Source organism: Vibrio sp. R11-SG3-ISO9 (assembly GCF_059834255.1).
In genome coordinates this window covers 84,375-107,941 of record NZ_JCBDGU010000047.1, presented here as the reverse complement: position 1 = coordinate 107,941, position 23,567 = coordinate 84,375, and the positions used below count along the sequence as shown (strand labels likewise).

Annotated in this window: 22 protein-coding genes; 7 read left to right on the top strand and 15 right to left on the bottom strand. The window is 46.8% G+C overall.

What is annotated here, in order from left to right; genetic code table 11:
• Positions 1-156 precede the first annotated feature (156 nt).
• The 3 genes from nudE to AC6R05_RS17310 all read left to right on the top strand — a co-directional run bounded on the left by nudE (position 157) and on the right by AC6R05_RS17310 (position 3,988).
• Positions 157-720 carry an ADP compounds hydrolase NudE gene (gene nudE / locus AC6R05_RS17320; protein WP_500648126.1) on the top strand — a complete coding sequence of 188 codons (564 nt, stop codon included), beginning with the start codon at positions 157-159 and terminating at the stop codon, positions 718-720.
• Positions 721-730: 10 nt separating this feature from the next.
• Positions 731-1,558, top strand: coding sequence for a 3'(2'),5'-bisphosphate nucleotidase CysQ (gene cysQ, locus AC6R05_RS17315; RefSeq protein WP_032551115.1), 828 nt, complete (start codon positions 731-733; stop codon positions 1,556-1,558).
• A 228-nt stretch (positions 1,559-1,786) separates the two neighbouring features.
• Positions 1,787-3,988: a DUF7151 family protein gene (locus AC6R05_RS17310; protein ID WP_500648125.1), complete on the top strand. Its 2,202-nt coding sequence runs from the start codon at positions 1,787-1,789 to the stop codon at positions 3,986-3,988.
• A gap of 74 nt (positions 3,989-4,062) precedes the next feature.
• Here AC6R05_RS17310 and AC6R05_RS17305 read toward each other — a convergent pair whose 3' ends face one another.
• The 12 genes from AC6R05_RS17305 to gspC all read right to left on the bottom strand — a co-directional run bounded on the left by AC6R05_RS17305 (position 4,063) and on the right by gspC (position 15,496).
• Positions 4,063-4,842: a type II secretion system protein N gene (locus tag AC6R05_RS17305; protein WP_500648124.1), complete on the bottom strand. Its 780-nt coding sequence runs from the start codon at positions 4,840-4,842 to the stop codon at positions 4,063-4,065.
• Between the two features lies 1 nt (position 4,843).
• Positions 4,844-5,332: a type II secretion system protein M gene (locus AC6R05_RS17300; RefSeq protein WP_150870497.1), complete on the bottom strand. Its 489-nt coding sequence runs from the start codon at positions 5,330-5,332 to the stop codon at positions 4,844-4,846.
• 20 nt (positions 5,333-5,352) lie between these two features.
• Positions 5,353-6,579 carry a type II secretion system protein GspL gene (gene gspL, locus AC6R05_RS17295; RefSeq protein ID WP_500648123.1) on the bottom strand — a complete coding sequence of 409 codons (1,227 nt, stop codon included), beginning with the start codon at positions 6,577-6,579 and terminating at the stop codon, positions 5,353-5,355.
• Positions 6,548-7,579 (bottom strand): type II secretion system minor pseudopilin GspK, encoded by a 1,032-nt coding sequence (gene gspK / locus AC6R05_RS17290; protein ID WP_150870501.1) that lies wholly within the window; start codon positions 7,577-7,579, stop codon positions 6,548-6,550. The genes gspL and gspK overlap by 32 nt, the downstream gene beginning before the upstream one ends.
• Positions 7,572-8,258, bottom strand: coding sequence for a type II secretion system minor pseudopilin GspJ (gene gspJ, locus AC6R05_RS17285; RefSeq protein WP_500648122.1), 687 nt, complete (start codon positions 8,256-8,258; stop codon positions 7,572-7,574). Before gspJ ends, gspK begins: the two co-directional genes overlap by 8 nt.
• Positions 8,245-8,619: a type II secretion system minor pseudopilin GspI gene (gspI, locus tag AC6R05_RS17280; RefSeq protein ID WP_032551110.1), complete on the bottom strand. Its 375-nt coding sequence runs from the start codon at positions 8,617-8,619 to the stop codon at positions 8,245-8,247. Before gspI ends, gspJ begins: the two co-directional genes overlap by 14 nt.
• A complete protein-coding gene (gspH, locus tag AC6R05_RS17275) occupies positions 8,606-9,190 on the bottom strand; it encodes a type II secretion system minor pseudopilin GspH (RefSeq protein ID WP_408692530.1) in 585 nt (194 codons plus the stop codon). The genes gspI and gspH overlap by 14 nt, the downstream gene beginning before the upstream one ends.
• A gap of 71 nt (positions 9,191-9,261) precedes the next feature.
• Complete coding sequence (gspG, locus tag AC6R05_RS17270; protein ID WP_500648121.1) at positions 9,262-9,705, bottom strand: type II secretion system major pseudopilin GspG; 444 nt, start codon at positions 9,703-9,705, stop codon at positions 9,262-9,264.
• Between the two features lie 101 nt (positions 9,706-9,806).
• Positions 9,807-11,030 (bottom strand): type II secretion system inner membrane protein GspF, encoded by a 1,224-nt coding sequence (gspF, locus tag AC6R05_RS17265; protein WP_500648120.1) that lies wholly within the window; start codon positions 11,028-11,030, stop codon positions 9,807-9,809.
• Between the two features lies 1 nt (position 11,031).
• The gene (gspE, locus tag AC6R05_RS17260; protein WP_032551107.1) at positions 11,032-12,534 is read right to left on the bottom strand and encodes a type II secretion system ATPase GspE; all 1,503 of its coding nucleotides are present in this window, start codon (positions 12,532-12,534) and stop codon (positions 11,032-11,034) included.
• Positions 12,534-14,558 carry a type II secretion system secretin GspD gene (gene gspD / locus AC6R05_RS17255; RefSeq protein WP_150870507.1) on the bottom strand — a complete coding sequence of 675 codons (2,025 nt, stop codon included), beginning with the start codon at positions 14,556-14,558 and terminating at the stop codon, positions 12,534-12,536. The genes gspE and gspD overlap by 1 nt, the downstream gene beginning before the upstream one ends.
• A 41-nt stretch (positions 14,559-14,599) precedes the next feature.
• A complete protein-coding gene (gene gspC, locus AC6R05_RS17250; RefSeq protein WP_500648119.1) occupies positions 14,600-15,496 on the bottom strand; it encodes a type II secretion system protein GspC in 897 nt (298 codons plus the stop codon).
• A gap of 316 nt (positions 15,497-15,812) precedes the next feature.
• Here gspC and hslR point away from each other — a divergent pair, with 316 nt between their 5' ends.
• The 4 genes from hslR (at position 15,813) to AC6R05_RS17230 (ending at position 21,195) form a co-directional block, all read left to right on the top strand.
• Positions 15,813-16,199, top strand: coding sequence for a ribosome-associated heat shock protein Hsp15 (gene hslR / locus AC6R05_RS17245; protein ID WP_032551104.1), 387 nt, complete (start codon positions 15,813-15,815; stop codon positions 16,197-16,199).
• Between the two features lie 18 nt (positions 16,200-16,217).
• Positions 16,218-17,096 carry an Hsp33 family molecular chaperone HslO gene (gene hslO / locus AC6R05_RS17240; RefSeq protein ID WP_150870509.1) on the top strand — a complete coding sequence of 293 codons (879 nt, stop codon included), beginning with the start codon at positions 16,218-16,220 and terminating at the stop codon, positions 17,094-17,096.
• 337 nt (positions 17,097-17,433) lie between these two features.
• Positions 17,434-19,059 carry a phosphoenolpyruvate carboxykinase (ATP) gene (gene pckA / locus AC6R05_RS17235; RefSeq protein ID WP_500648118.1) on the top strand — a complete coding sequence of 542 codons (1,626 nt, stop codon included), beginning with the start codon at positions 17,434-17,436 and terminating at the stop codon, positions 19,057-19,059.
• Positions 19,060-19,218: 159 nt separating this feature from the next.
• On the top strand, positions 19,219-21,195 hold the full coding sequence (locus AC6R05_RS17230; RefSeq protein WP_500648117.1) for an AsmA family protein: 1,977 nt from the start codon (positions 19,219-19,221) through the stop codon (positions 21,193-21,195).
• Positions 21,196-21,241: 46 nt separating this feature from the next.
• On the opposite strand, the gene AC6R05_RS17225 is transcribed toward AC6R05_RS17230, so the two are convergent.
• Genes AC6R05_RS17225 through AC6R05_RS17215 form a run of 3 tightly spaced genes read right to left on the bottom strand, consistent with a single transcriptional unit; the run spans position 21,242 to position 23,541 of the window.
• Positions 21,242-22,177, bottom strand: a complete 936-nt coding sequence (locus AC6R05_RS17225; protein ID WP_032551099.1) for a bifunctional GNAT family N-acetyltransferase/hotdog fold thioesterase — start codon at positions 22,175-22,177, stop codon at positions 21,242-21,244.
• 16 nt (positions 22,178-22,193) lie between these two features.
• Positions 22,194-22,628 carry a D-aminoacyl-tRNA deacylase gene (gene dtd, locus AC6R05_RS17220; RefSeq protein WP_285466751.1) on the bottom strand — a complete coding sequence of 145 codons (435 nt, stop codon included), beginning with the start codon at positions 22,626-22,628 and terminating at the stop codon, positions 22,194-22,196.
• Complete coding sequence (locus AC6R05_RS17215) at positions 22,600-23,541, bottom strand: virulence factor BrkB family protein (RefSeq protein ID WP_152467951.1); 942 nt, start codon at positions 23,539-23,541, stop codon at positions 22,600-22,602. Before AC6R05_RS17215 ends, dtd begins: the two co-directional genes overlap by 29 nt.
• Positions 23,542-23,567: the final 26 nt, after the last annotated feature.

Sequence of the window (23,567 nt, the reverse complement as noted above, 5' to 3'; positions counted from 1 at the left end):
ACTAACAAAATCAATAGAATGGCGTTCTAAACTATATAACTGCCATTGCAATCGCTTCCCATTCAATAATTCCATGATATAAAAACTCACCTCTAGGAAGTCATCGCCATTTCCCCTATATTAGAAAGACTTCCCAAAAAGCTAAGGAGCGAGCGCATGACAAAAAGGACCAAGCCAGAAATTTTGGCTAAGCAAACTGTCGCTCAATCAAAACTGTTTTCTATTGAATCTCTCGACCTCAAGTTTTCTAACGGTGAGCTTCGTACCTACGAACGCATGAAACCAAGCGGTCGCAACGCAGTAATGATGGTCCCGATTACTGAGCAAGGCGACATCCTATTGGTACGTGAATACGCTGCAGGTACAGAGCGCTATGAGCTCGGCTTCCCTAAGGGTCTCATCGACCAAGATGAAACGCCCAACGAAGCGGCGGTAAGAGAGTTAAAAGAAGAGATTGGTTTTGGCGCTCGCAAACTGACGCCACTCAAGGAAGTGATTCTCGCCCCTTCTTACTTTTCGAGCAAAATGACCCTGTTCATTGCCGAAGATCTCTACCCGGAACAGCTAGAAGGTGACGAACCAGAACCACTGGATGTTGTGCGCTGGCCGCTGGCTCAAGGAGAAGAGTTACTTACACATCTCGACTTCTGTGAAGCTCGCTCCATCACTGCTTTATTACTGGCTCTTCGACTACTAAAACAACAATCTGACGAAGAGTAAGAGACTTTTTATGCCAATGACAAAAGATTTATCCCACTTACTGCCTTCCGTGATTGAAGTTGCTCGCTCAGCAGGACAACTGATCTTAGAGATCTACGAGAAGAAAGATTACGAAGAGTACACCAAGAGTGACGATACCCCCGTCACTAGCGCCGACCTTGCAGCGCACAAATTAATCTCACAAAGGTTGAGTGAACTTACCCCTGACATCCCAGTGTTATCGGAAGAAGCGGCAGACATTAGCCTAGAAAAGCGTTCGCAATGGGATCGCTATTGGTTGGTAGACCCACTTGATGGCACCCAAGAGTTCATCGCACGCAGCGGAGACTTTGCCACCATCATCGCACTGATTGAGCATAACAAACCCGTGATGGGGGTGGTCTACGGCCCTGTGTCAGGCGTGACTTACTATGCTTACGACGGCAAAGGCGCATGGAAGATTCCAGATTTGAACGACAGTGTGAAGATCAAGACTCATCGCCATGAGCTACCGAATCAACCAATAGCGATGGCGATCAGCCGCCGCCAAGACATCAACCGTATCACCAGCCGCATGAGCCCGAAATGGAACTACGACCTAGTACCGCTTGGTTCAGCAGCCCTTAAAGCCTGCCTAGTTGCAGAGGGGGCAGTAGATTGCTACCTACGATTAGGTCCAACTGGTGAATGGGATACAGCCGCAACCCAATGCATCGTTGAAGAAGCAGGTGGACGCATTCTCAGCACTCACCTAGAGCCACTGTCATACAACGAACGCGAAACCCTAGAGAATCCAAACTTCATCGTACTCGGTGACGCCGACCTACCTTGGGAAGAAATATTGCAAGGTAAAGATTAAACCCTCTTTAAGCGCCGTTCCTTAGCGGCGCTTTTCTTTTCTACTTTCTGAATCAACATGCCAATTTTATAAATTGAAATTGATGAAATTATCATTGTCATTCATAAGGTTAAGTAGCTCAAAGTTATTGGCAATATCATACTTGTTTCATTTACAAAGCTAGATCTGTCCTATAAAAACGTCCTTCTTATATATCTATATTAATTCATATATCACAAGGATATGATAATGAACGTCAATGCTAGGCTTTCTAAAAAAACACTCATTGCAACGTCTATTGCATCAATTTTACTCTCTGGCTGTGGAAGCGATAGTAGCTCTTCCGATAGTTCCTCAAACGGTGGCACGGTTCAAAAAGACGCTTTAATTTCAACATTAACTCTACCTGCCGGTGACGCCGAGTGTGCTAATGGTGGCCTCAAAGTTATCGCTGGCTACGATGACAATGAAAATGGCACACTTGAAGATAGTGAACATGTCTCTAACAAAACGATTTGTCACGATGGCACCAATAATACCCAACAAGAAGGTAGCGATATCTTCAATCAAGCTCTGGTGTCAGTTGCTTTAATAGCGAAAACGGACAGTAGATGTGATGCTGGTGGACAACTTGTTACTCTCGGGGTAGATACCAACAACAATAGTATTCTCGACAACAGTGAAGTTCAGTCATCAGAAGTATTGTGTAGTATTGGGGCTGATTTCGCGCCAAGTGCCGTCATCAACTCAATCACAGCTAATCCGGCAATCGTTGCTGCAGGCGCACAAACAACGCTAACTGCAACCATCAGTAACCTTCAGGCGAGCGACAAAGTCACTTGGTACAACGCAAATGGGGATGAATTAACCACATCCAACCCACTCCAAGTTACTGTTCTGGCAGGTGCTGCTGTTGGCCAAGAGAAGTATCAACTCAGTATTGAAACGACCAACGATCAAGGTCAAACCGTACTGCAAACCAAAGAGATCATCATCACCGTTGCTGAAGCGCCAGCACCAACACAGTCTGTCGTTCTCGACAGCCAACAAGTGTTCTTACCAGAAGGTTATACAACCAGTGCTCTTACTGGTGATGTAACAGGTACCATTATCTATGCTGAGCCTGTGGCTACCGCAGCGGCTGCTTCGACGAGAAGCTCACTCCCAACACCAGATAACACTGAACTTGCAGGTTTTGTTGCAGAGAGAGGGGCATTAACAGGCCAAACAACAGCTCAAGAGATCCTTGTGGCTGGCGTTGGTGCTTTTGCGTCAGAGCTATACGGTGCAAAAGTAGTGCAAACATCTCTAACCACTTTGGAAAATGGTGATGTTAATGCAACCTACAAAATCACATTGAGAACAGGATTAAGGCTTACTGATATTCTCAATACCCTTATCAATCAAGTAGCCGTAAATAAGGTTGGGGGGACAGCAAGTGCCCTGGTTCCTGCTGCTTCTGAAGTAATACAAACTGAGTACCAACTTGATATAACAACTAGCTACAACAAGGTTGCAGACAGTGCCGTGATTACCAGCACACTGGTGCAAAATGATAAAGTTGTAAAGTATTCGGATCTGATTGTTTCAACGACTTCAGAAAGTATCCAAGCATCTAAAGATGCAACACTGCAACTGCAAAATGATAAATTTTCTGCGCTTGACCAAACGACTTCTAAAGCTGACTTCCTATTTGTTATCGACAACTCAGGTAGTATGGGGGGCGAGCAGCAAGCGATCAGTGATTTAACTGTAGCCTTTACAGAAACAATTCAAAATGCGGGTGTGGACTTCATGGTTGGTACCATTACCACAGATTCAGACAACCTTCGCGGAAATGGCTTTACTAGTGATTTAATTCAAATTGCCAAAGATTTTAAACCAGGCATCGGCGGCAGCACTACGGAACGCGGGATCTATTACTCAGAACTTGCACTCCAAAAAGGGGGAACGGTTGAACTTGCAGGGTACCCAAGAGTTGGTGCTTCATTGTCAGTCGTTATCATGAGTGATGAGCCAAGCCAGTACGAGAGATACAACACTCCAGAGTTTGATCCTAACAACAACTTATTCCTTGATAATGGCTATCGAGTGTACTCTATCGTCGACCCATCACATGCTGATAAGAGTCAGTATGATGACCTCGCAACAGCAACTCTAGGTAAAACTCTAAACATCAATGTTACTTCTGAATATAAAGCATTTGTTGAGGTAATGGCGAAAAATGCGGGTGCCTCAAGTGCGGGTTACAAACTTTCTAAAGCTGAAGCTCAACATGTTCTTTCATCGTCTATCCTAGTAACTGTTGATGGCACAAGAGTGGATCGTAACTCTTCAAATGGTTGGCAATATTACCCACTATCTGAATCCATCGTATTTACGGGCACCGCTATTCCAGCGCAAGGATCTGAAATTATCGTTGCTTATCAATATGTAGACGACTCAAAGTAGCAACCAATCCATAAACAAAAGGGCGATAGAATTTAATTCTATCGCCCTTTTTTGCATTCATATTGAATGAAGCGCTACAAACGCCCTTGATAAGTAAATTGGTACTTACCTTGATTGTCTGGCTTGCCTAGCCAACGTAATTGACTCTGCATCGTTTGTGGGAACTCGGCGCCCGGTTTGAACCATGCGCTGGTTGCGTAGCGGCGGTTCGGCGTTAAGCTTGCCTCAAACTCACTCTCAACTTGCGCGGTTTTCTGAGTGCCTTTTGCAGCAATCGTATTATCTTGGCAGGTTACATCGGCGATCACAGGGCCAAAGTCCAAAGAACCCAGCGGAGTATCTGCGCCAGCGCCTGACCAAGCTAGGGTACCTTCACCGGTTTGACACCAAGGTTGGCCTTGTTGAAGGTGTTTAATCGTCAATTCCACCTGACCGACAGCGGTGATCGGCACTGGAATATTCGGTACATACTTCATTACGTCTTCAGCTGGCAATGATGCTACCAAATTCTGCGCGTAGGCACCGTTCATGCCGTAGCCGACATAACCCTTACCACGTAGGTTCATGTCACTATCACGACCGAATCGAACAGCAAGCTCTGCCTTGCCTTGGAAAAGCTGGCTGAACTGAAAGTCCCACTGTACTGAGCCATAATTAACACGCTGCCAAGCGATATTGCTGGCACTGCCTTGCCAAATAGAGCCTTGCACACCATCAATTTGCAGCCCTCTCACCTTAGGCGCATGCTTGAGAGCAAACGTGGCAGGTAGGTGCAAAAGCAGACTGACTGAAAAGAACACGATAAAAATGGCACTGAAAAGTAAGCCATATTTTAGAGAAGAGCCTCGCTTCACACTAACCTCGCTTGAACTGTAATCGCTTGACTTCAATCACGCCCTGCGTGTCACTGCGGTCAATATCCATGAATTCTACTTCAACGCCTTGTTGCTCTTTCAGGTACGTCAGCCAATCGACAAATTGATTGAATGGTACCGGCTTAACCCACACTTGCAGCATTTCGCCACGAGGTTGTACTCGAATCAATTCAATCTTAAAACGGCGCATTGAAGCTGGTACAGAACGGTTCAAAGGCTCAGAGCTTTTGGCACCGCCACTGCCACGCAGTTCGACGATTTCATCAGCCTTGTTGCTAACCCAAGCCAGCAACTGCTTTTCACTCTGAATACGGCTTTGCGCTAGCTCTGCACGAGCATTGAGCGGTTGAAGCACACCCCAATACACTGCACCGACGATTAGCAAAATAGAGCACCCAATCACAAGCCTCTGTTCGCGTTGACTAATTGATGTCCACCACGCTTGGAGTGGCTCAATCATATTTCTCATCATTGATCTCCTAACGTGAGTTACTGTAATGGTTTAAGTGTAAAGCTGCCGTACACAGCATCACCATTTCGGTTCAGCGGTCCTTGCTCAACAGAAAACTTCTCGGCAAGCTTAGTGCGGGCTGTCTCAAAGTGTTGGAAGTCCGAGCTTTTCGCTTGCAGACGAACTTCAGAGCGGTTGCCATCATAGCGGATACTTTCCACTTCAATAGACGTCACCTGCCCTAGCGTACTTGGTAGCTGAGTCAGCCAACCAAGCAGAGTCGCACCATCACTGGAGCCGCCATATCTGCTCGCTTCTTCGTTCATTGTGCGCTTCAGATAACTGACACTTGGAATCTTGCGTTTACCCGGTAGCACCTGACGGAAAATACGTTCACTCTCAGCACGATAAGCCTGAGCTTCCGCTTCATAGCGCTGTACTTTGAGTGTCTGCTGGGTTGCAATAACTGCTATCAACAAACACGCTGCAATTGCCACCTTTTGCCAAATCTTCCAGTATTTAGTGAATGAAGATTTAGTTTTAAAGCGACCCGTCAGCAGGTTAACTCCGCTGTTAATCGCCTGTTGGCTGAGTACCGACATCACCAATTCCGCTGGTTTTGCTTGCCACTCAACCCCACTCTGTTGCTGAGCTTCTTCACCTGGCAGTGCGGTATAACTAAAGATCGTAGGCTTAACATCGTCTTCAGTAACAAGCCAATCGCTGTTCAAAAACATCGGCAGCCATGCTTGGCGAATAGAGACCGCTTGAAAGGTGCTTTGGCGTAATAACCATTGGTCATCAATCTTCAATGCAGTCACGCCTTCAGCATCAACAGGGAGAGCAAGCGTATCAGGCAGTACTTTGCGAATGGTAATGCCAACCTCTGAGAATGCGCTCATCACCTGAGTGAGCCATTGTTGTTCAACGCCACAAACGACGGCCGACTCAGCGCCTTTATCTAGAATGGTAAAGTGCAGATCTTCAATGTCTTGAGCAACTTCATCTTCTAATAAAAATGGCAGCATCGACTCAAACTGACGTGCTGCCCCTTTTGGGATGTCAACACGCTTCAATAGGCAGTCATTGCCCGAGAGCAACGCAATACAGGTCCGTTTCTCAGCATAGGGTGTCAGCTCATCAAGCTGTTGCCAGCTCGCAAGCTCGCCACTTGCGATCACTTCTTGCTGGCTTGTCGACCAAACTAACCACTGCACAGGGCTTTGTGGTTCGCTACTCAGTCGAACGGTCAGAAACTCGCTCACTGATTCCTCCAAAGCGACGGCGCACTACCGTCACTGTTTCTCGATTACTACTATAAAAGAGAGTGCGAATTCGAACTCGCGACTTCTCCACTAATACTTCGGCATCCAGCTCGAAGTAGCTACTATCTACCGCTAAATACCCTTTGGCTTTCTTGGTCACATCGGCACTGACGCTCGATAAGTTCGACTCAGCTAAGAAGTCATCAATGCTATCCCAGCCATCAAAGGGGCGGTTTTCAATTAACGCTTTGGCGTCAGATTCACTCAAGTTAGGGGCAAACATCGCCTCTAGAAGCGGAGCTTGTTTGACCTTGAGTGTGTTTACGTTCAAACGCCAGTCATCACTCGGCAGAGCACACACGTAAGGGCGTACCTTATCCATCACCTCACCGCTTACTTGATACACGGCACGCAATTCAGATTCATCTGCAATCAAGCCATTGGCTGCCAGATAAGAGGGCTTCATCGCTTCATAGGTACTGTCTTCCACACCTACAGAAGAAACACTGCGCGTATCCTCATCGACAAACTCCCATGTCGAGTTGGCGATCACCTCTGCTTGGTAAGAGTCCACTTCCAGATTCTCTAACAGGGTTTGCCACACAGATACTAGGTAAGGTGATGTGTTATCTGTGGTGCTGGCAACTGACTTCAACGCATTCAAATTTAGACACGCCTGACCATCTCGAATGTGACCCACCACTTGACCATAGTCGAGCGGATAAACCTGTTCTTCGAGTGCCCATGGCTGACTTAAGTTGATGGTATCGCTGTCTTTATAGCTCTGCTCAATACCTACCTTAGCCAAAGCTTCAATACCAATGCTATACCAATAAGCTTGCTGATAATTGAGCTGGTTGCCCACACGTTTAAACTGCGTAAACAGCCTCTCAGACATGCTACCTGCAATCGTCGCCATGATCGCGAGCAGCATCAGTATCACGATCAAAGCAACACCGCGTTGCTTGCTGGGCTTCCTAATTTGGTATCGCTTAACCATTGTTGCCCCCACTCGATGAGGAACTATCACTGCTGTCGCTAGTATTAATGCTGCCATTTGGTGTTAAGTAGACACGCTCAAGCTCACCGTAATCTTTAAGGGTCAATTTAAGCCTTACTGCTTTTGGCAGCGCGCGATCGGTCTGCCACTCCTTTAGCCATGAACTTCCGTTGTAGAACTCTAAGCTAAAGGCTTCAATACCGTCGAGTAACGGAGTTACCACGCCTTCTTGCCCGGTTGGGGTATCAGGGTAGCGCCACCATACACGCTCAAGTGTCTCTTCTTTAATTCGGTAACCCACCTTGGTCACTTCCCCTCGCGGGAATTGTTGTTGTGGGTTGTGCCACCCTAAGCGGGTAAACATCACACCGACAGTATCTGAATCGAGCAGGTACTCCTGCATTAAGATCAGCTTAGATGATGCTTCTTCACCGTTAGTGCGAAACTGACGTTGCGCCATTTGGCGAAAATCATTATCTAAAATGACCAAGCTACGCTGCAGTGCATTCAATCGAGCACTACGTTCTATAGAGACGTCATTACTGCGTTGGATCTGGTTCACCACCTGATACGCCGCCACACTCAAAGTAGCGAATATCGCAATCGAGACCAGCACCTCAATTAGCGTGAAGCCTTTTGTTTTACTACGAGTAGCACAGGCGCGTTTACTTTGAGACATAACTACGTACCGTCACTACAGGTGATGCGTTCTTGCTGGTTGCCACACTGACATCAAAGGCCTTCAAAAGATTATCACTGGTTGGCACAGGTGTTATGGTCCAGAACCAATCACGCTCTGCGAGCTTTTGGGTTCCCTGTGTCTTTTTCAGTTTCTCAGGGTGCAGCATTACCATCGCCATCTGGTTATCTACCACCATCGCTGCGAAGGTTTTCTCTTCCAAGTAACTCAGCGTATTAATATGCTGAGTTACCGCGCGAATAACACTGATCGCTGCAGTTGCAAAAATAGCCAATGCCACCAGCACCTCAAGCAGTGTCATGCCACGCTGAGACTTTGAGCTAAGATTACTCCTCTTCATCTTCTTCTCCCGGCTGGAGCAGACGAATAACCCCATTGTCTTGCACTCGGATACGCCAACCATCTTGCAGCGAATCACCCGTATTTGGATAGAATGAGAGGGTAAAAGGCGTTAACTCGGCACTCGACAAGATATAGATTTGAGGTGGTTTAGGTTTCTTCTTTTCTTCGAGGTCTGCAAACATGTCTTCATCAAACAGACTGCCCGGATTAAAGAGACGATCATCGTCTTGCCATGCACCACCACCGAGTTTCAATGAAAGAGACAACTCTTCAGGGAGCTCAGTCGTCGAAGGAATCTTTTCAAACTCAACTTCTTGCCAACCTTCAGAGTTCAAGCTCATCAGGACATAAGTGGATTTTTGCTCATCGACACGAATGCCAAAATCTAAGCCGCTGAGAATTGCTTCTTCATTAAGTAGCTGGACACGCTGATAAAAGCTGTGTGCGTATTGCTTGGCGACATCTTTGGCATTGGTAGGAATAGTAGCGATCACCGCCACTGCGGTCAGTGACAGTAATACGAGAACCAGCAGAATTTCTATTAGAGTAAACCCGCGCAAACGCGTTATGTTGCGGGATTGAACAGAGTTTCTCACGTTTCGTATTACCATCACGACATGCGTTCACAATAAGCGAGTGCTTATTGGAAGTCTTGCATGTTCCAGTTGCCGATATCTGCCGCTGCACCTTCACCGCCTTCTTGGCCGTCAGCACCTAGCGTGAAGATATCAATCGTACCGTTATCACCAGGGCTTACGTATTGGTATGCATTACCCCATGGGTCTTTTGGTAGACGCTTGATGTAGCCGCCATCACGGTAGTTACGCGGCTCTGGGCTGCTTGGTTTTGAAACCAGTGCGTCTAGGCCTTGATCGGTTGTTGGGTACACGCTGTTGTCTAGCTTGTACATATCAAGAGCATTCTCTAGAGCAACGATATCAGTGATCGCTTTCTGTTGATCCGCTTTCTCTTTGTTGCCTAGAAGGTTTGGCACAACGAAGCTCGCCAACACACCTAGGATAACCACAACCACCATTACCTCTAATAGGGTAAAGCCGGATTGCTTTTTGATTTTATTTTTCATTATTTTCTCCAAATGACAGCCGGAGAGTTTAGCAGATGCGCCTCTCTCCGAATCTAAAAACTAAAACTAGAATCTAAAACTAATAGATTAAACCAGCGAGGTTACCCGCTCATTAAATTATTCATTTCCAGCATTGGCATCAAAGTCGCCATGACGATAAACAGTACCAGGCCTGCCATCAGCGCAATCAAAGCTGGAGTAAAGATACCTAGGGCAATGTTGACCGTAGACTCAAAGCTCTGATCTTGGTTATCAGCCGCACGGGTCAACATCTGCTCTAACTGGCCACTCTGCTCACCACTGGCAATCATATGCAGCATCATTGGCGGGAACAGCTTGGTTTGATCGAGTGCTTTTCTAAGGCTCGCACCTTCACGTACATTGTCTGAAGCCTGCAGGACTTGCTGCTTTACATGGTGGTTCGACATAACATCCACCGCTACCTTCATCCCTTCGAGGATAGGTATCGCACTTGAAGTACAGATAGATAGAGTGCGCGCAAAGCGTGAGGTATTGATCCCTTTAGCAATCTTGCCAATCAGAGGGATGCTCAGAAGTTTTCTATCCCAGCTCAGACGAATCGACGGCTTCTTGAGTGCCGTTTTCACCAATACAACAAAGCCAATGATCAATAAAAATAGCTGAATACCCCAGTTCTGAATGAACTCACTCGAGGCCAACAGAAATTGTGTTGATTGAGGAAGCTCTTGACCCATCTGAATGATAGGTTCAACAATCTTAGGTACTACGGTCGCTAGCAAGAAAGAGACAATCGTCACCGCAAAGACCACCAGCACCACCGGATAGATCATCGCTTGCATCAGCTTAGAACGCATCTTTTGACGATTCTCAGCATAATCAGCCAAGCGCTCTAAAACTGCATCTAAGTGACCGGATTTTTCACCAGCTGCCACCATGGCACGAAACAGCTCATCGAAGATATGAGGATAGTCAGCAAGACTGTCAGCTAAGGTGTAGCCTTCTGTCACTTTAGAGCGAACGGCTAACAGCATGGTGCGAATACGAGGCTTTTCAGACTGCTCGGCTACTGCTTTCAAACACTCTTCAAGCGGCATACCAGACTGAACCAGAGTCGAAATCTGTCGCGTAATCAAAGCAAGATCGGGCGTACTGATACCGCGCTTAAAGCTACTCGAAGGCGCACTGCCTCCTTTGCTACTTTTTGCTTTGGCTTCAGCCATTTCAACAGGCATCAAACCCTGCTCTTTGAGACGCTGACGAGCTTGACGCGCGTTGTCTGCCTCTATCGAGCCTTTCTTAGTTTTGCCTTTCGCATCCAGTGCCTTGTATTCAAATGCCGCCATACTAGACTTCCTTGGTCACGCGCATCACTTCTTCTAGTGAAGTGATGCCCTGACGAACCTTGGCTAGGCCATCATCACGAATGCTTGGCGTGGTACTACGAATCGCTTTTTCGATCGCTTGCTCTCCGGCTTCGCTGTGAATCAATTCTTGCACTGACTCATCGACCATTAGCAACTCATGAATACCTGTTCGGCCGCGATAACCTTTGTGATTACACGCTTCACACCCTTTGGCATGGTAAAGCGTTAGGCTGTCTTTCTTTTTCAAATCAAACAGCTTTTTGGTCTCTTTATCCGCTTCATATGGTTCTTTACAGTCGTTACACAGAGTACGAACCAGTCGTTGTGCCAAAACGCCTAGCAACGAGGAAGAGATAAGGAAGGGTTCGATACCCATGTCACGCAGACGAGTAATCGCACCAACGGCGGTATTGGTGTGGAGGGTCGACATTACCAAGTGACCCGTCAAAGATGCTTGAACCGCAATCTCTGCCGTTTCCAAGTCACGGATCTCACCAATCATTACTACGTCTGGGTCTTGACGAAGAATCGCCCTCAGACCACGAGCAAAGGTCATATCAACCTTAGGGTTTACCTGAGTTTGACCAATACCATCGATATCAAATTCGATCGGATCTTCTACGGTCAGGATATTACGCTCGTTGCTGTTAAGCTCTTGCAAGCCCGCATACAAGGTCGTCGATTTACCAGAACCTGTCGGACCGGTTACCAAGATAATGCCGTGCGGACGCTGAATAAGTTTGCGGAAGTTCTCGTGGTTTTGCGCTGTCATGCCTAAGCTATGCAGATCAAGACGTGTGGCATTCTTATCAAGTAGACGCATTACCACACGCTCACCGTGTGACGATGGCATCGTCGATACACGTACATCCACAGCACGGCCACCGATACGCAGTGAAATACGGCCATCTTGTGGCACACGCTTTTCTGCGATATCAAGCTTAGCCATAACCTTCACACGCGATACCAGCAGAGGTGCTAGTTTTCGGCTCGGCGCTAATACATCACGCAACACACCATCAATACGGAAACGGATAGAGAGTGATTTCTCAAAGGTTTCGATATGGATATCCGAGGCGCCCTCTTTGATTGCTTCACCCAACATCGCGTTAATTAACTTGATGATTGGCGCATCGTCTTCTGATTCCAACAAGTCTTCATCTTGCGGCAGCTCTTCGGCTAGCGAGAAGAAGTCGTCGTTATCAGCGCCGATGTCTTCCATCAATTGACGCGCTTCCGATGAGTCACGTTGATAAGCTTCAGTCAGCTTTTTCTCAAACTCATCAGAGACAATAGCTTGTGGAGTAAAGCCACTTTTCATCACGCGGCTCACCTCTAAGATCGCCGCGGCTTTAAGAGGTTCTACATAGTAAAGAACTGGCGGGCGCTCTGGGTGTTGATACTCGAGCACCATCTTGTAGCGGTTTGCAAAGCTGAATGGCAAACGCTGAAAGCTGCGAACAGGCTCAACCATCTCTGCCATTATTGCTCTTCCATTTGATCGATGAACGCTTGAATTTCTGCAGGGTGGTTAAAGCTCTCACCAAACTTAGGCAGTACTGGAATATTGTCGTCATCCAGTAGCTTCAAGCCCTGTTCCGCTTTAAACAGTTGTTCTGCACGAATGAAGTTGTATTTACGCTGAGTAATACCATCCGCTGTCATACCATCACGAATAATGGTCGGCTTGATGAATACCATCAGATTACGCTTATCAACCTGAGTGCTGGTTGATTTAAATAGGTGGCCAAGCACTGGAATATCACCCAGTAGCGGTACTTTAGATTCGCTCTCTAGTGCACGCTCATCAATCAAACCGCCCAATACAAGCATTTGGCCGTCTTGGACAATCACAGAAGTGTTCAGCTGACGTTTAGCAAAACGTACATCAACAGCACCGTTTGCGCCTAATACGTTAGACACTTCTTGCTCAATGTTTAGTTGAACAGAGTCGCCTTCGTTGATTTGAGGAACCACTTTTAACTTGATACCAACTTCTTTACGATCAACGGTTTGGAATGGATTGTCGTTACTTGAGCCCGCGGTAGAACCCGTCAGTACCGGAACTTCTTCACCAACAATGAAAGAGGCTTCGCCATTATCCATGACGGTAATGCTTGGAGAAGATAGGATGTTCGAGTTCGAATCGGTTGCAACCGCACTGATTAGTGCCGTCCAGTCGCCCATTACAACACTTACCGCAGCACCGTTAACGCCTGCTAATGCTGAAGCTAGAGTCGAGTAATCACCCTCTTCTGTGGTGGTCTCGTTTCGAACAAAATCGCCTTGGTCGTCATAAACAGCGGTAGTTTTCGTGGTGTCCTTAGCTTCTTCTAAGCCAACCATGACCTGACCAATAGATGCCCCAGTATTGCCATATTGGATCATCGCACCAGTATCGAGGTTACCCCATTGTACGCCAAGGTTAACGCCATCACCTTCACCCATCTCAACGATCAGTGCTTCAATCAGAACTTGAGCACGACGAATATCCAGCTGAGCAATCACATCTTGCAACGCATTCATGATGTCTGGCTGCGCGGTGATGACCAAGGAGTTGGTCTCTGCGTGCGCAGAAATCATTACTTGGTTACGATTGCTGCTGCGGTTCTTACTTGAGCTCTGTTTCTCTGATTGCAGGTTGTCTGACACGCCCTTAAGCACATCAACTAAGTCTTCCGCTTTCGCATACTTAAGGTAGATAACTTGGTTGTTGCCTTTGGTTGCCATCTCAACGTCGAGCTGTTCAATCAGCTTTCTTAAGCGACTACGAACCTTAGGGTCACCGGAAATCAGGATAGCATTAGTACGCTCGTCCGCTACCAACTTAGGCTGTAGGAATGCAGGCGTATTTTTCGCATCAGTAGTTTTGTTTAGCGCATCAACGATACGCACCATTTCGGCAGCAGAAGCGTTTTTCAGCTCTACTACTTCAATCTCTTTATCACCTGCTTGGTCAACACGCTTGATGATCTCGGCAAGACGGTTCACAACCGCAGCACGACCAGTGATTAGGATGATGTTGGCTGGGTCGTAGTGCACTACGTTACCCGCGCCCGCATTGTCATTTAGCTGACGTAACAGTGGTGAAAGCTCACGAACAGAAACATTGCGAACCGTCACAACACGAGTGACCACGCTATCGCCTTGAATGTTTTCACGATCGCCAACTACAGGAATCGCAGACGTCTTAGAATCTTTAGCTTTGATGATCTTTAGAACGCCCGATTCCATCTCAACCACGGCGTAGCCGTAAACTTCCAGAACATTGAGGAAGAAGCTGTAATACTGCTCTTCATTGAGTACGTCATAACTGCGTACATCAATCTTACCGCGCACCGATGGATCAACGATGATCGTTTTCTCTAGGTTACGGCCAACAATATTAATAAACTCTTGAATATCAGTGCCTTTAAAGCTGGCACTAAAATCATTAGCGATGGCTGCTGGTGTGCAGATTAAGCTTCCTGCTAGTAACCATGCACTTTTCTTAAACCAATGCTTCACGTACTACTCCTACACTCTCGCCTTTCGGTAAGCGAAATGTTCTAAAATTCGATAAAAATGTCATGCTGCTGCCCGTCTCTTTCAACCACTAAGTTAAGTTCGGTCAAATCAGAAATAGAGCGGAAAATACTGCCCATAGCAGCCGGATCGGTCAGGTCTTGTCCATTAAGCTGAGTCGCGATGTCTCCACTTTGGAGCCCAACAGATTTAAAAAGTTCGGGATCTTTTCCAGGACTGACGCGATAGCCAATCACATTGCCGTCGCGTTTTACTTGCGAAAGACGCACATATTGGAAGATTTGTTGCGGGTCTTTGGTGATCTTCGCTTTAATCTCTTCAAGCTTCTCTTCGGCTGATCTTGGGTTATTACCACGTACCGATGCAGAAGCACGAGGCTTCGCTGGCGCAGAAACCGATAAACGTTTGTATTCGAGGCCTTCTAGCATCAAGGTCTCGTCACGGCCAGAGTTATCAATAATGACGCGATCAATCAGTACCGCTTTAAGTTTGGCGCGTGTCCCTTCGATCTCTTCATTAATACCATAAGTCGCTTGTTTCCCACGGTTGGCAATCACCGCTAGGCTGCGCTGTGCATCAGAACTAGCAACAGCACCCACTAATACAAGATTAAGTCGTGTCTTAGGGGCGTCTTGGATAACTGGCTGCTCAACCACTTTTGGCGTTTCAGCATTATACTCACCAAAAAGATTACTCTTCTGGAGAGAGGAAATATCGAGCGTAGATTGCGGTCGAGAAGATGACGAGGCTTGCGCTTTCCATGGCGTAACAGACTGCTCTGCAGGTTCAATCAACCAAGCCAACTGACCCAGTATCCATGCAGAAATGGCAATCAATACACAGCAAGTTATCAGGCTCAGCTTTTGCTGAAATACAAATCCATTCTCTATTAATCGGCTCAACAAGGGAGAATTTCCCATGCGATTTTTGAGCTCCAATAACTTCACTTGCCTAAACCCTTTTGTGAAGATGAGAGCGCTAAATCATTAAGCTCTCAGCTTTTTTGTACATAAATGCTACGCCAACTACTCATTTGACATAGGATCCAAAACTATATCATAGCCGACGCATAAAAAATCATAACGTGAGCTATTTTGCAGTATGCCTTGAAAAAAAACACATTTGCCACCACTTTAGCTTCTACCAAATGTGATAAGCATCATCTATGACAAGTTGCGAACTGATTTTACTCAGTTAAACCACATTCATTTTTTCACTTTAAGGGCACAGCGCCATATGAAAACCGCTAATGAAGCTGTCAGACTAGATAAATGGTTGTGGGCAGCACGCTTTTACAAAACTCGTTCTATTGCTCGCAATATGGTCGATGGTGGTAAAGTCCACTATAATGGTCAACGCAGCAAACCAAGCAAAATCGTAGAACTTGGGGCAGTGATTTCACTGCGTCAAGGCAATGAAGAAAAGACGGTCACGATCGATAAAATTTCCGATCAGCGCCGTGGAGCTCCAGAAGCTCAAACCCTTTATACCGAAACGAAAGAAAGCTTGGCAAAGCGTGAAGCACACGCCCAACAGCGTAAATTACATGCACATAACCCAAGCCCTGAACGTCGTCCTGACAAAAAGCAACGTCGTGACATCATCAAGTTCAAGCATCAATAAGCTAGAAGGAACCGCCAAATGGCAAACAATGTTTTAAATCGCTACCTATTTGAAGACCTATCGGTACGTGGTGAATTGGTACAACTGGACGAAGCGTACCAACAAATTATTTCTAGCAAGGAATACCCAGCGGCTATTCAAAAGCTTCTTGGTGAGCTATTAGTTTCAACGACTCTTCTTACTGCGACTCTAAAGTTTGAAGGCTCTATCACTATACAACTACAAGGTGATGGCCCTGTATCTCTAGCAGTAATCAATGGTGATCACGACCAGAAGATCCGTGGTGTAGCGCGATTCGAAGGCGATATCGCTGATGATGCTGGCCTGCATGACCTAATGGGTAAAGGCTACCTAGTGATCACTATCGATCCTAAAAAAGGTGAGCGTTACCAAGGTATCGTAGCACTAGAAGGCGACACGCTAGCAGACGTTCTGGAAGGCTACTTCGCAAACTCTGAGCAGCTTAAAACACGCCTATGGCTACGTACGGGTGAGCACGAAGGCAAACCACATGCAGCAGGTATGCTTCTACAAGTAATGCCAGACGGTACAGGTACGCCAGATGACTTTGAACATCTAGAACAGCTAACCGCAACGGTAAAAAATGAAGAGCTGTTCTCTCTAGAGGCGAACGAGCTTCTATACCGTCTATACAACCAAGAGAAGGTTCAGCTGTTTACGCCTCAACCGGTTGAGTTCTTCTGTGGTTGTTCACGTGAACGCAGTGGCGCAGCTATCATTACTGTGGCTCAAGAAGAGATTTACAGCATCATCAGCACTGAAGGTAGCGTTGCTCTTCACTGTGATTACTGTGGCACAAGCTACGCTTTCGACAAGAACGATGTTGATGCTCTGTTCGCAGAAGCGGCAGATAAAGGCAACAATACGGTTCATTAATTTACGCCGTTCTAAAAACACGTAATTTAAACCAAAAAGGTCAGCGCAAAGCTGGCCTTTTTTGTGATCAAATTAGCGCAAATCTCGTAACATCTCGTAATAAAATCACTGCTTAATTTTAATCAATTAATAATGTTCAAGCCCCTAGCGCAAAGGTTTGCGTACAGGATAGACTAGTTAGGCCAATATGTGACGAGACACTTAAAACCCCATGGAAAATATGGATAATTTTTGAACTATATCCCTGTTTCCCCCATGTCTCGTTGCTAGCATGGTGAGCAGATAACAACAAAAAATTAATACAAAATCCCTACAAAATATCCTACAAGGAGCACCTATGACCGTTATGGAACATACAAAGGCTGCACAAATTGAACTTACTAAACACGGACTTACTGGCGTAACTGAAGTACTGCGTAACCCAAGTTATGAGCAGCTGTTCGTGGAAGAAACTCTTCCAGGCTTAGAAGGCTACGAAAAAGGCGTAGTTACCGAGCTGGGTTCTGTTGCTGTTGACACTGGTATCTTTACTGGCCGCTCACCAAAAGATAAGTACATTGTTAAAGACGATACGACTCGCGACACTATGTGGTGGTCGGATCAAGGTAAGAATGATAACAAACCGATTACAACTGAAGTGTGGAACGACCTTAAAGAACTCGTGACTACACAGCTATCTGGCAAACGCCTATTTGTAATTGACGGTTACTGTGGTGCTAACCCTGATACGCGCCTGAGCGTACGTATTATCACTGAAGTAGCGTGGCAAGCGCACTTCGTTAAGAACATGTTTATCCGCCCTACTGAAGAAGAGCTGGCAACATTTGAACCAGACTTCGTTGTAATGAACGGCGCGAAAACAACTAACCCGAAATGGCAAGAACACGGCCTAAACTCTGAAAACTTTGTGGCGTTCAACCTGACTGAGCGTGTACAAATCATAGGTGGTACTTGGTACGGCGGTGAGATGAAGAAAGGCATGTTCGCAATGATGAACTACCTACTTCCACTGCAAGGCATCGCATCTATGCACTGTAGCGCGAACGTCGGCGAGAAAGGCGACGTAGCGGTATTCTTCGGTCTATCAGGTACAGGTAAAACAACGCTATCTACAGACCCTAAACGTCAACTTATCGGTGACGATGAGCACGGTTGGGATGACGACGGTATCTTCAACTTCGAAGGTGGCTGTTACGCGAAGACTATTCGCCTATCGAAAGAAGCAGAACCAGAGATCTACAACGCAATCCGTCGTGATGCACTGCTAGAAAACGTAACGGTACGTGGTGATGGCTCTATCGACTTTGATGACGGCTCTAAAACAGAAAACACACGTGTTTCTTACCCGATCCATCACATCGATAACATCGTTAAGCCAGTTTCAAAAGCGGGCCACGCGAAGAAGGTTATCTTCCTGACTGCGGATGCATTTGGCGTTCTACCACCAGTTTCTAAGCTGACTCCAGAGCAAACCAAGTACCACTTCCTATCTGGTTTCACAGCGAAACTAGCAGGTACTGAGCGTGGTATCACTGAGCCAACTCCAACGTTCTCTGCAGCGTTTGGCGCAGCGTTCCTAACTCTACACCCAACTCAATACGCAGAAGTACTAGTGAAGCGTATGGAAGCTGCTGGTGCAGAAGCGTACCTAGTGAACACAGGCTGGAACGGCAGTGGTAAGCGTATCTCTATCCAAGATACTCGCGGTATCATCGACGCAATCCTAGATGGCTCAATCGACGATGCGGAAACTAAGGTTATCCCTATGTTTAACCTAGAAGTACCACTAGCACTGCACGATGTTGACCCAACAATCCTAGATCCACGTGATACTTACACGGATCCACTACAGTGGGAAAGCAAAGCGAAAGACCTTGCGGAACGCTTTATCAACAACTTTGATAAGTACACCGACAACGATGAAGGTAAGGCGCTTGTTTCTGCAGGCCCACAACTGGACTAATTGTTCACTCTGCTCTGAGGGCAAAGCGATAAGGCTAACACCCTCTTAAAAACGATATTTTTGTAGCAAGCCCCTCTTTTGAGGGGCTTTTTTGTTGCCGCAGCGCGTATTTTGTTCCACTCTATTTTGAGCAACGAAGAAATGGAAGGTGCGCTAGGAATGAAAAGAGTCATCATGGTGGTTGGGATTGTATTGTCTGTCCTCATCGCAGCTGTCGCAACGCTGTTGCTTGGCTTGCAGACCCAGTACCGCACTGATATCGCTAATTTCCTACTCAAGCACTCGATATCTCACCCGATCACAGTCGAAGACGTCGATTATCAGGCGCCTTACGAACTGACGCTGCAAGGCATTACTGCCGACTCAATCGATGGTGAGCCCGAACCGCTCTATATCGATAAACTTCAACTTTGGCTCAATCCCAATAGTTTTTTCACGGCGCAGCTAGAGCTCGACTCACTGCTCATCAGTGGCGTTCAGTGGCAATCCAAAGAGTTGGACTTATTAAAGACGCAGCTCACTCAGCCACAAGTTAAGCTTCATCAACTCGCAATCAACAATCTCGACTTTTCAACACCAGAATTCAGTGCTCGCGACCTTGATATTCAAATCGCGAACCCAGATTGGGCGCACTCCCAGCAGTTATTACCCAACGGAAAAATTCAGCTCAAGGCGGGACAGATCTTTTGGCAAAACGAGGCCCTAGATAACTTCCTTATCGACCTCGACCTAAAAACGCATGACAGCACTCTCTATGGTGCATCGTTCGACTGGCGTGGCGCTAAAATCTCAGGGCAGGCAGAGCAATACCCAAGCGGATGGTCTCTGATTAACGTCACCATCGATAGTCTGCATCTTAATCAAAAGCAAACTCAACAGTTGCTGAAATCAGAATGGCAGATTCCAAACTTCAACATCAGCCATATCAATAGCCTAGATATCCTGAAAAGTGACGTCGCTTGGCAAGGCGGTCATCTCGCCGCCTTCAGTGCATCATTTGAAAACATCAAATTGCCTTTTGAGATATGGCAGCAACAACAGGGTTACTTCTCACTGCAAGCTGAGAGTCTTTCTCTACAAGACGAACAGTGGATTGAACCCAACCTAAAACTGACTCTACAAGACGATCAGATCGAGATTAATGACTTTTACAGCCAATGGCAGCAAGGCAGTGTCCAACTCAATGGTCAAATAGGACCTCGCTCCATCAAGCTCCAAGAGTTGGATGTCCGCGGCGTAAAGTGGGTGACAGAACCAGCGGAAGAGAGAGCGCCGCTTGAAGTATTGCAACCTTGGCTAAAAGAAGTTGATTCCCTCTCGATCTCGCAGCTCAATGTCGAGAGAAGCCAACGCATTCAGTTGGCTAACCAGCCATATTGGCAGGTCTCTGGATTACACATAGAGGGTCAAGGGCTGACCTTGATAGAACAAGGCAAATGGGGACTGTGGGAAGGTGAGTTAAACGCTAGTGCCAATGATGCGAGCTATCAGAGCATTTTGTCTGCCCAGCCCGTGGTTGAAATGAGCAGCCATCAAGGCCAATGGCAGCTTAAGCGACTGTTTGCTCCACTGAAACAAGGTTACATTGAGGCTCAAGCCACAGTCGATTTCAATCAGGTCAGTCAGCCATGGCAAGCAACCATCAGTGCCGATGGTGTTCCATTGTCGCCCTTCATTCCTTACTTGGCGTTACCTTTTGATGCCTCTGGTATCGGCGAGTTTGAGCTGCAAGCATCTGGTTTAGCAGGCGATGACCTTATGCTCAGACATTCCGCCACAGCGAGCCTTGAGGGCAGTATTCGCAATGGCGTGATTAACTTCGCTTCTAACGACACCAAAGCTAATGAGACCCTAGAAAATGAAGCCGTGCAACCCAAGATAGTGGACTTCGAGATCGCAGATATCAAAGCCGACTTAAACCGCGGCCACCTATCATTAACGCCGTTGCACATTATTGGTGCAACACGACAAGGCGACCAACCACAGCCCGTAACACTGACTGGTGAAGTCGCTGGAGAGCTCGATCTCGTGACACCACAGACGCACAGTTTAACGCTTACGCTGTCGAGTGAATGCTACGAAGTTTCTGGTTTAATCACCCAAGCGCAGCTCGTGAACAAAGAGAGCTGCCAATAAAAAACGCCACTCAAAAGAGTGGCGTTGTTTAAGAGATTAAAATGCATTATTCCGAGACGTTTTGCGTGGAACTAAGAACCTTTTTATAGTCTGGGATCAGCATGTAGGTTCCAGTGAACTCAACCGCCGCCACATCACCACTGTGAATCGTCACATGGATGATGATTCGCGCCTTGCGCCCGGATGCGAGTCGGTCTAAATCGCCACTGATTCCATCTAGAGAGGTTGAAGCCACTGGGTTCTGCTCAACTGGATGACGATAGCGAATGTTGCTGTCAGCCAGCACGATATCACCTGTCAGGCCACGCTCTTTCATCAGCAACCACGTCATACCCCACCCCGTCAGTGTCGCCAGAGTAAACGCTGAGCCCGCAAACATGGTGTTATGAGGATTGAGGTTAGGGTTAAGCTGAGCGCTACACTCAAACTGGTAACCTGTGTATTGGTTTATCTTGATGCCCATCTTGTCACTGATAGGAATCTGGTGTTCCCAACGCTGCTGTAGCTCATTACACCATTCAGGTTTACGCAATACGTCTGCCATTGGGTCGAGATGTTTTACCATCTGCTGGTGACGCACCGGACCACGTTGATCGTTAATCTCACCACGACGCTCAAAGCTGTTTTTCTCATAGAATGAGATCGCATCTTCACGCGCATTACACACCAAACGTTTCGCGCCCTCTTGGCGAGCCAGAGATTCCAGTGCAACCAGGATAAGAGAACCCATACCCTTGCTACGGCGTGAGTTCTTCACCGCCATATAGCGGATCTGACCTTCGAGATCTGGAGTGATGTAGAGACGACCAATTGCCATCGGTCGACCACGACCATCAACAATCATTCGGTGATGACTCATACCATCATATTCATCACGCTCCGAACCAACTGGCATGCGCCAAGGCTCGCGCAGCATCTGCCAGCGAAAGTGATAATACTTATTGAGTTGATTCTCCGTGGTCGGAGTAATGAGTTTAAACATGCTTATTCCTTTAAGCTTAAACCTGTAGCCAGAATGTCACAGGGCCATCATTGACCAGAGAAACCTTCATATCTGCAGCAAATCGGCCACGTTCCGTTGGCAGTACAGCAGCGCATTGATCCGCGAAGTATTCATAAAGACGCTCAGCATCGGCAGGGTGTGCACCGCGAGAGAATCCAGCACGCGTGCCTTTTTTGGTGTCTGCCGGTAGCGTGAACTGAGAAACAACCAAGACCTTGCCATCAACCTGCTTCACGTTAAGGTTCATTTTATCCTCTTCATCCCCGAAGACGCGATAAGTCGTCACCCTTTCCATTAAACGTTTCGCTTTAGCTTCGTCGTCGTCTCTCTCTACACCTAGCAACACCAATAAGCCTTTATCGATTTCGCCAACTACCTCACCATCTACACGAACGGCAGCTTCACTTACTCTTTGAATCAGTGCTATCACTGTGATTTCCTTGTTCTGGAACTTCTTGATTATCGGTAGAGTGTACCATTTCTTTCGCCTCACTCCACTGTTCACGCTCACCAAGTGCCGCAGTGACCTCGGCACCCACCAGAACGATCAACCAGCACAAGTAAACCCAGACAAACAGAATCGGAATCGCAGCCAGTGCACCATAGATTAATTGATAAGAGGGAAACTGGGTGATGTAAGCCGCGAAGCCTTTTTTACTCAGTTCAAACAGAAGTGCTGCCACCAGCGACCCCGCCGCCGCATGTGAGAAGTTGACCTTTTTATTTGGGACCAGCAAGTACAAGCCAAAGAAAGTGAAGAAAGAGAGGATTAATGGCAGCTTGCGAATCACAAAGTTATAAAGCCCAGATACGGTCTCGTTTTGCAGCAGGGTAAGCGAAGTCACGTAAGACGTCGCAGCAATACTTGCACCCACTAAGATTGGCCCCAGAGTTAACACCATCCAATACATAGAGAACGAATGCACTGGACGACGCTTTGCTTTCACTCGCCAAATATAATTCAGGTTCTTATCGATGTTCGAGATCAGCATCATCGCTGCAATAAACAAGAATCCACTACCAACAGCCGTCATCTTGCCGGTATTCGCCACGAACTCCTGCAAAGCGTTATGAACTGCATCTCCAGAGGCAGGGACAAAGTTATTGATGATGAATTTCTGAATCACAACCCCAACATCTGCAAACACAGAGAAGGAAGAGAGTATCGACAGCAATACCGCCAACATAGGCACTATTGATAGCAAAGTGATGTAAGCCAAATAGCCCGCATTCACGTTCACTCTATCGTGTTTCATTCGCGCCATCAGGTAGTGCGAGAACGCGAGTCCGAGTTCGGTTGTCTTTTGGATCTTCAACTTGTAACTCCCATGTAACTCGTTCATAGTCCTAATAATGTTGATTATTTGTA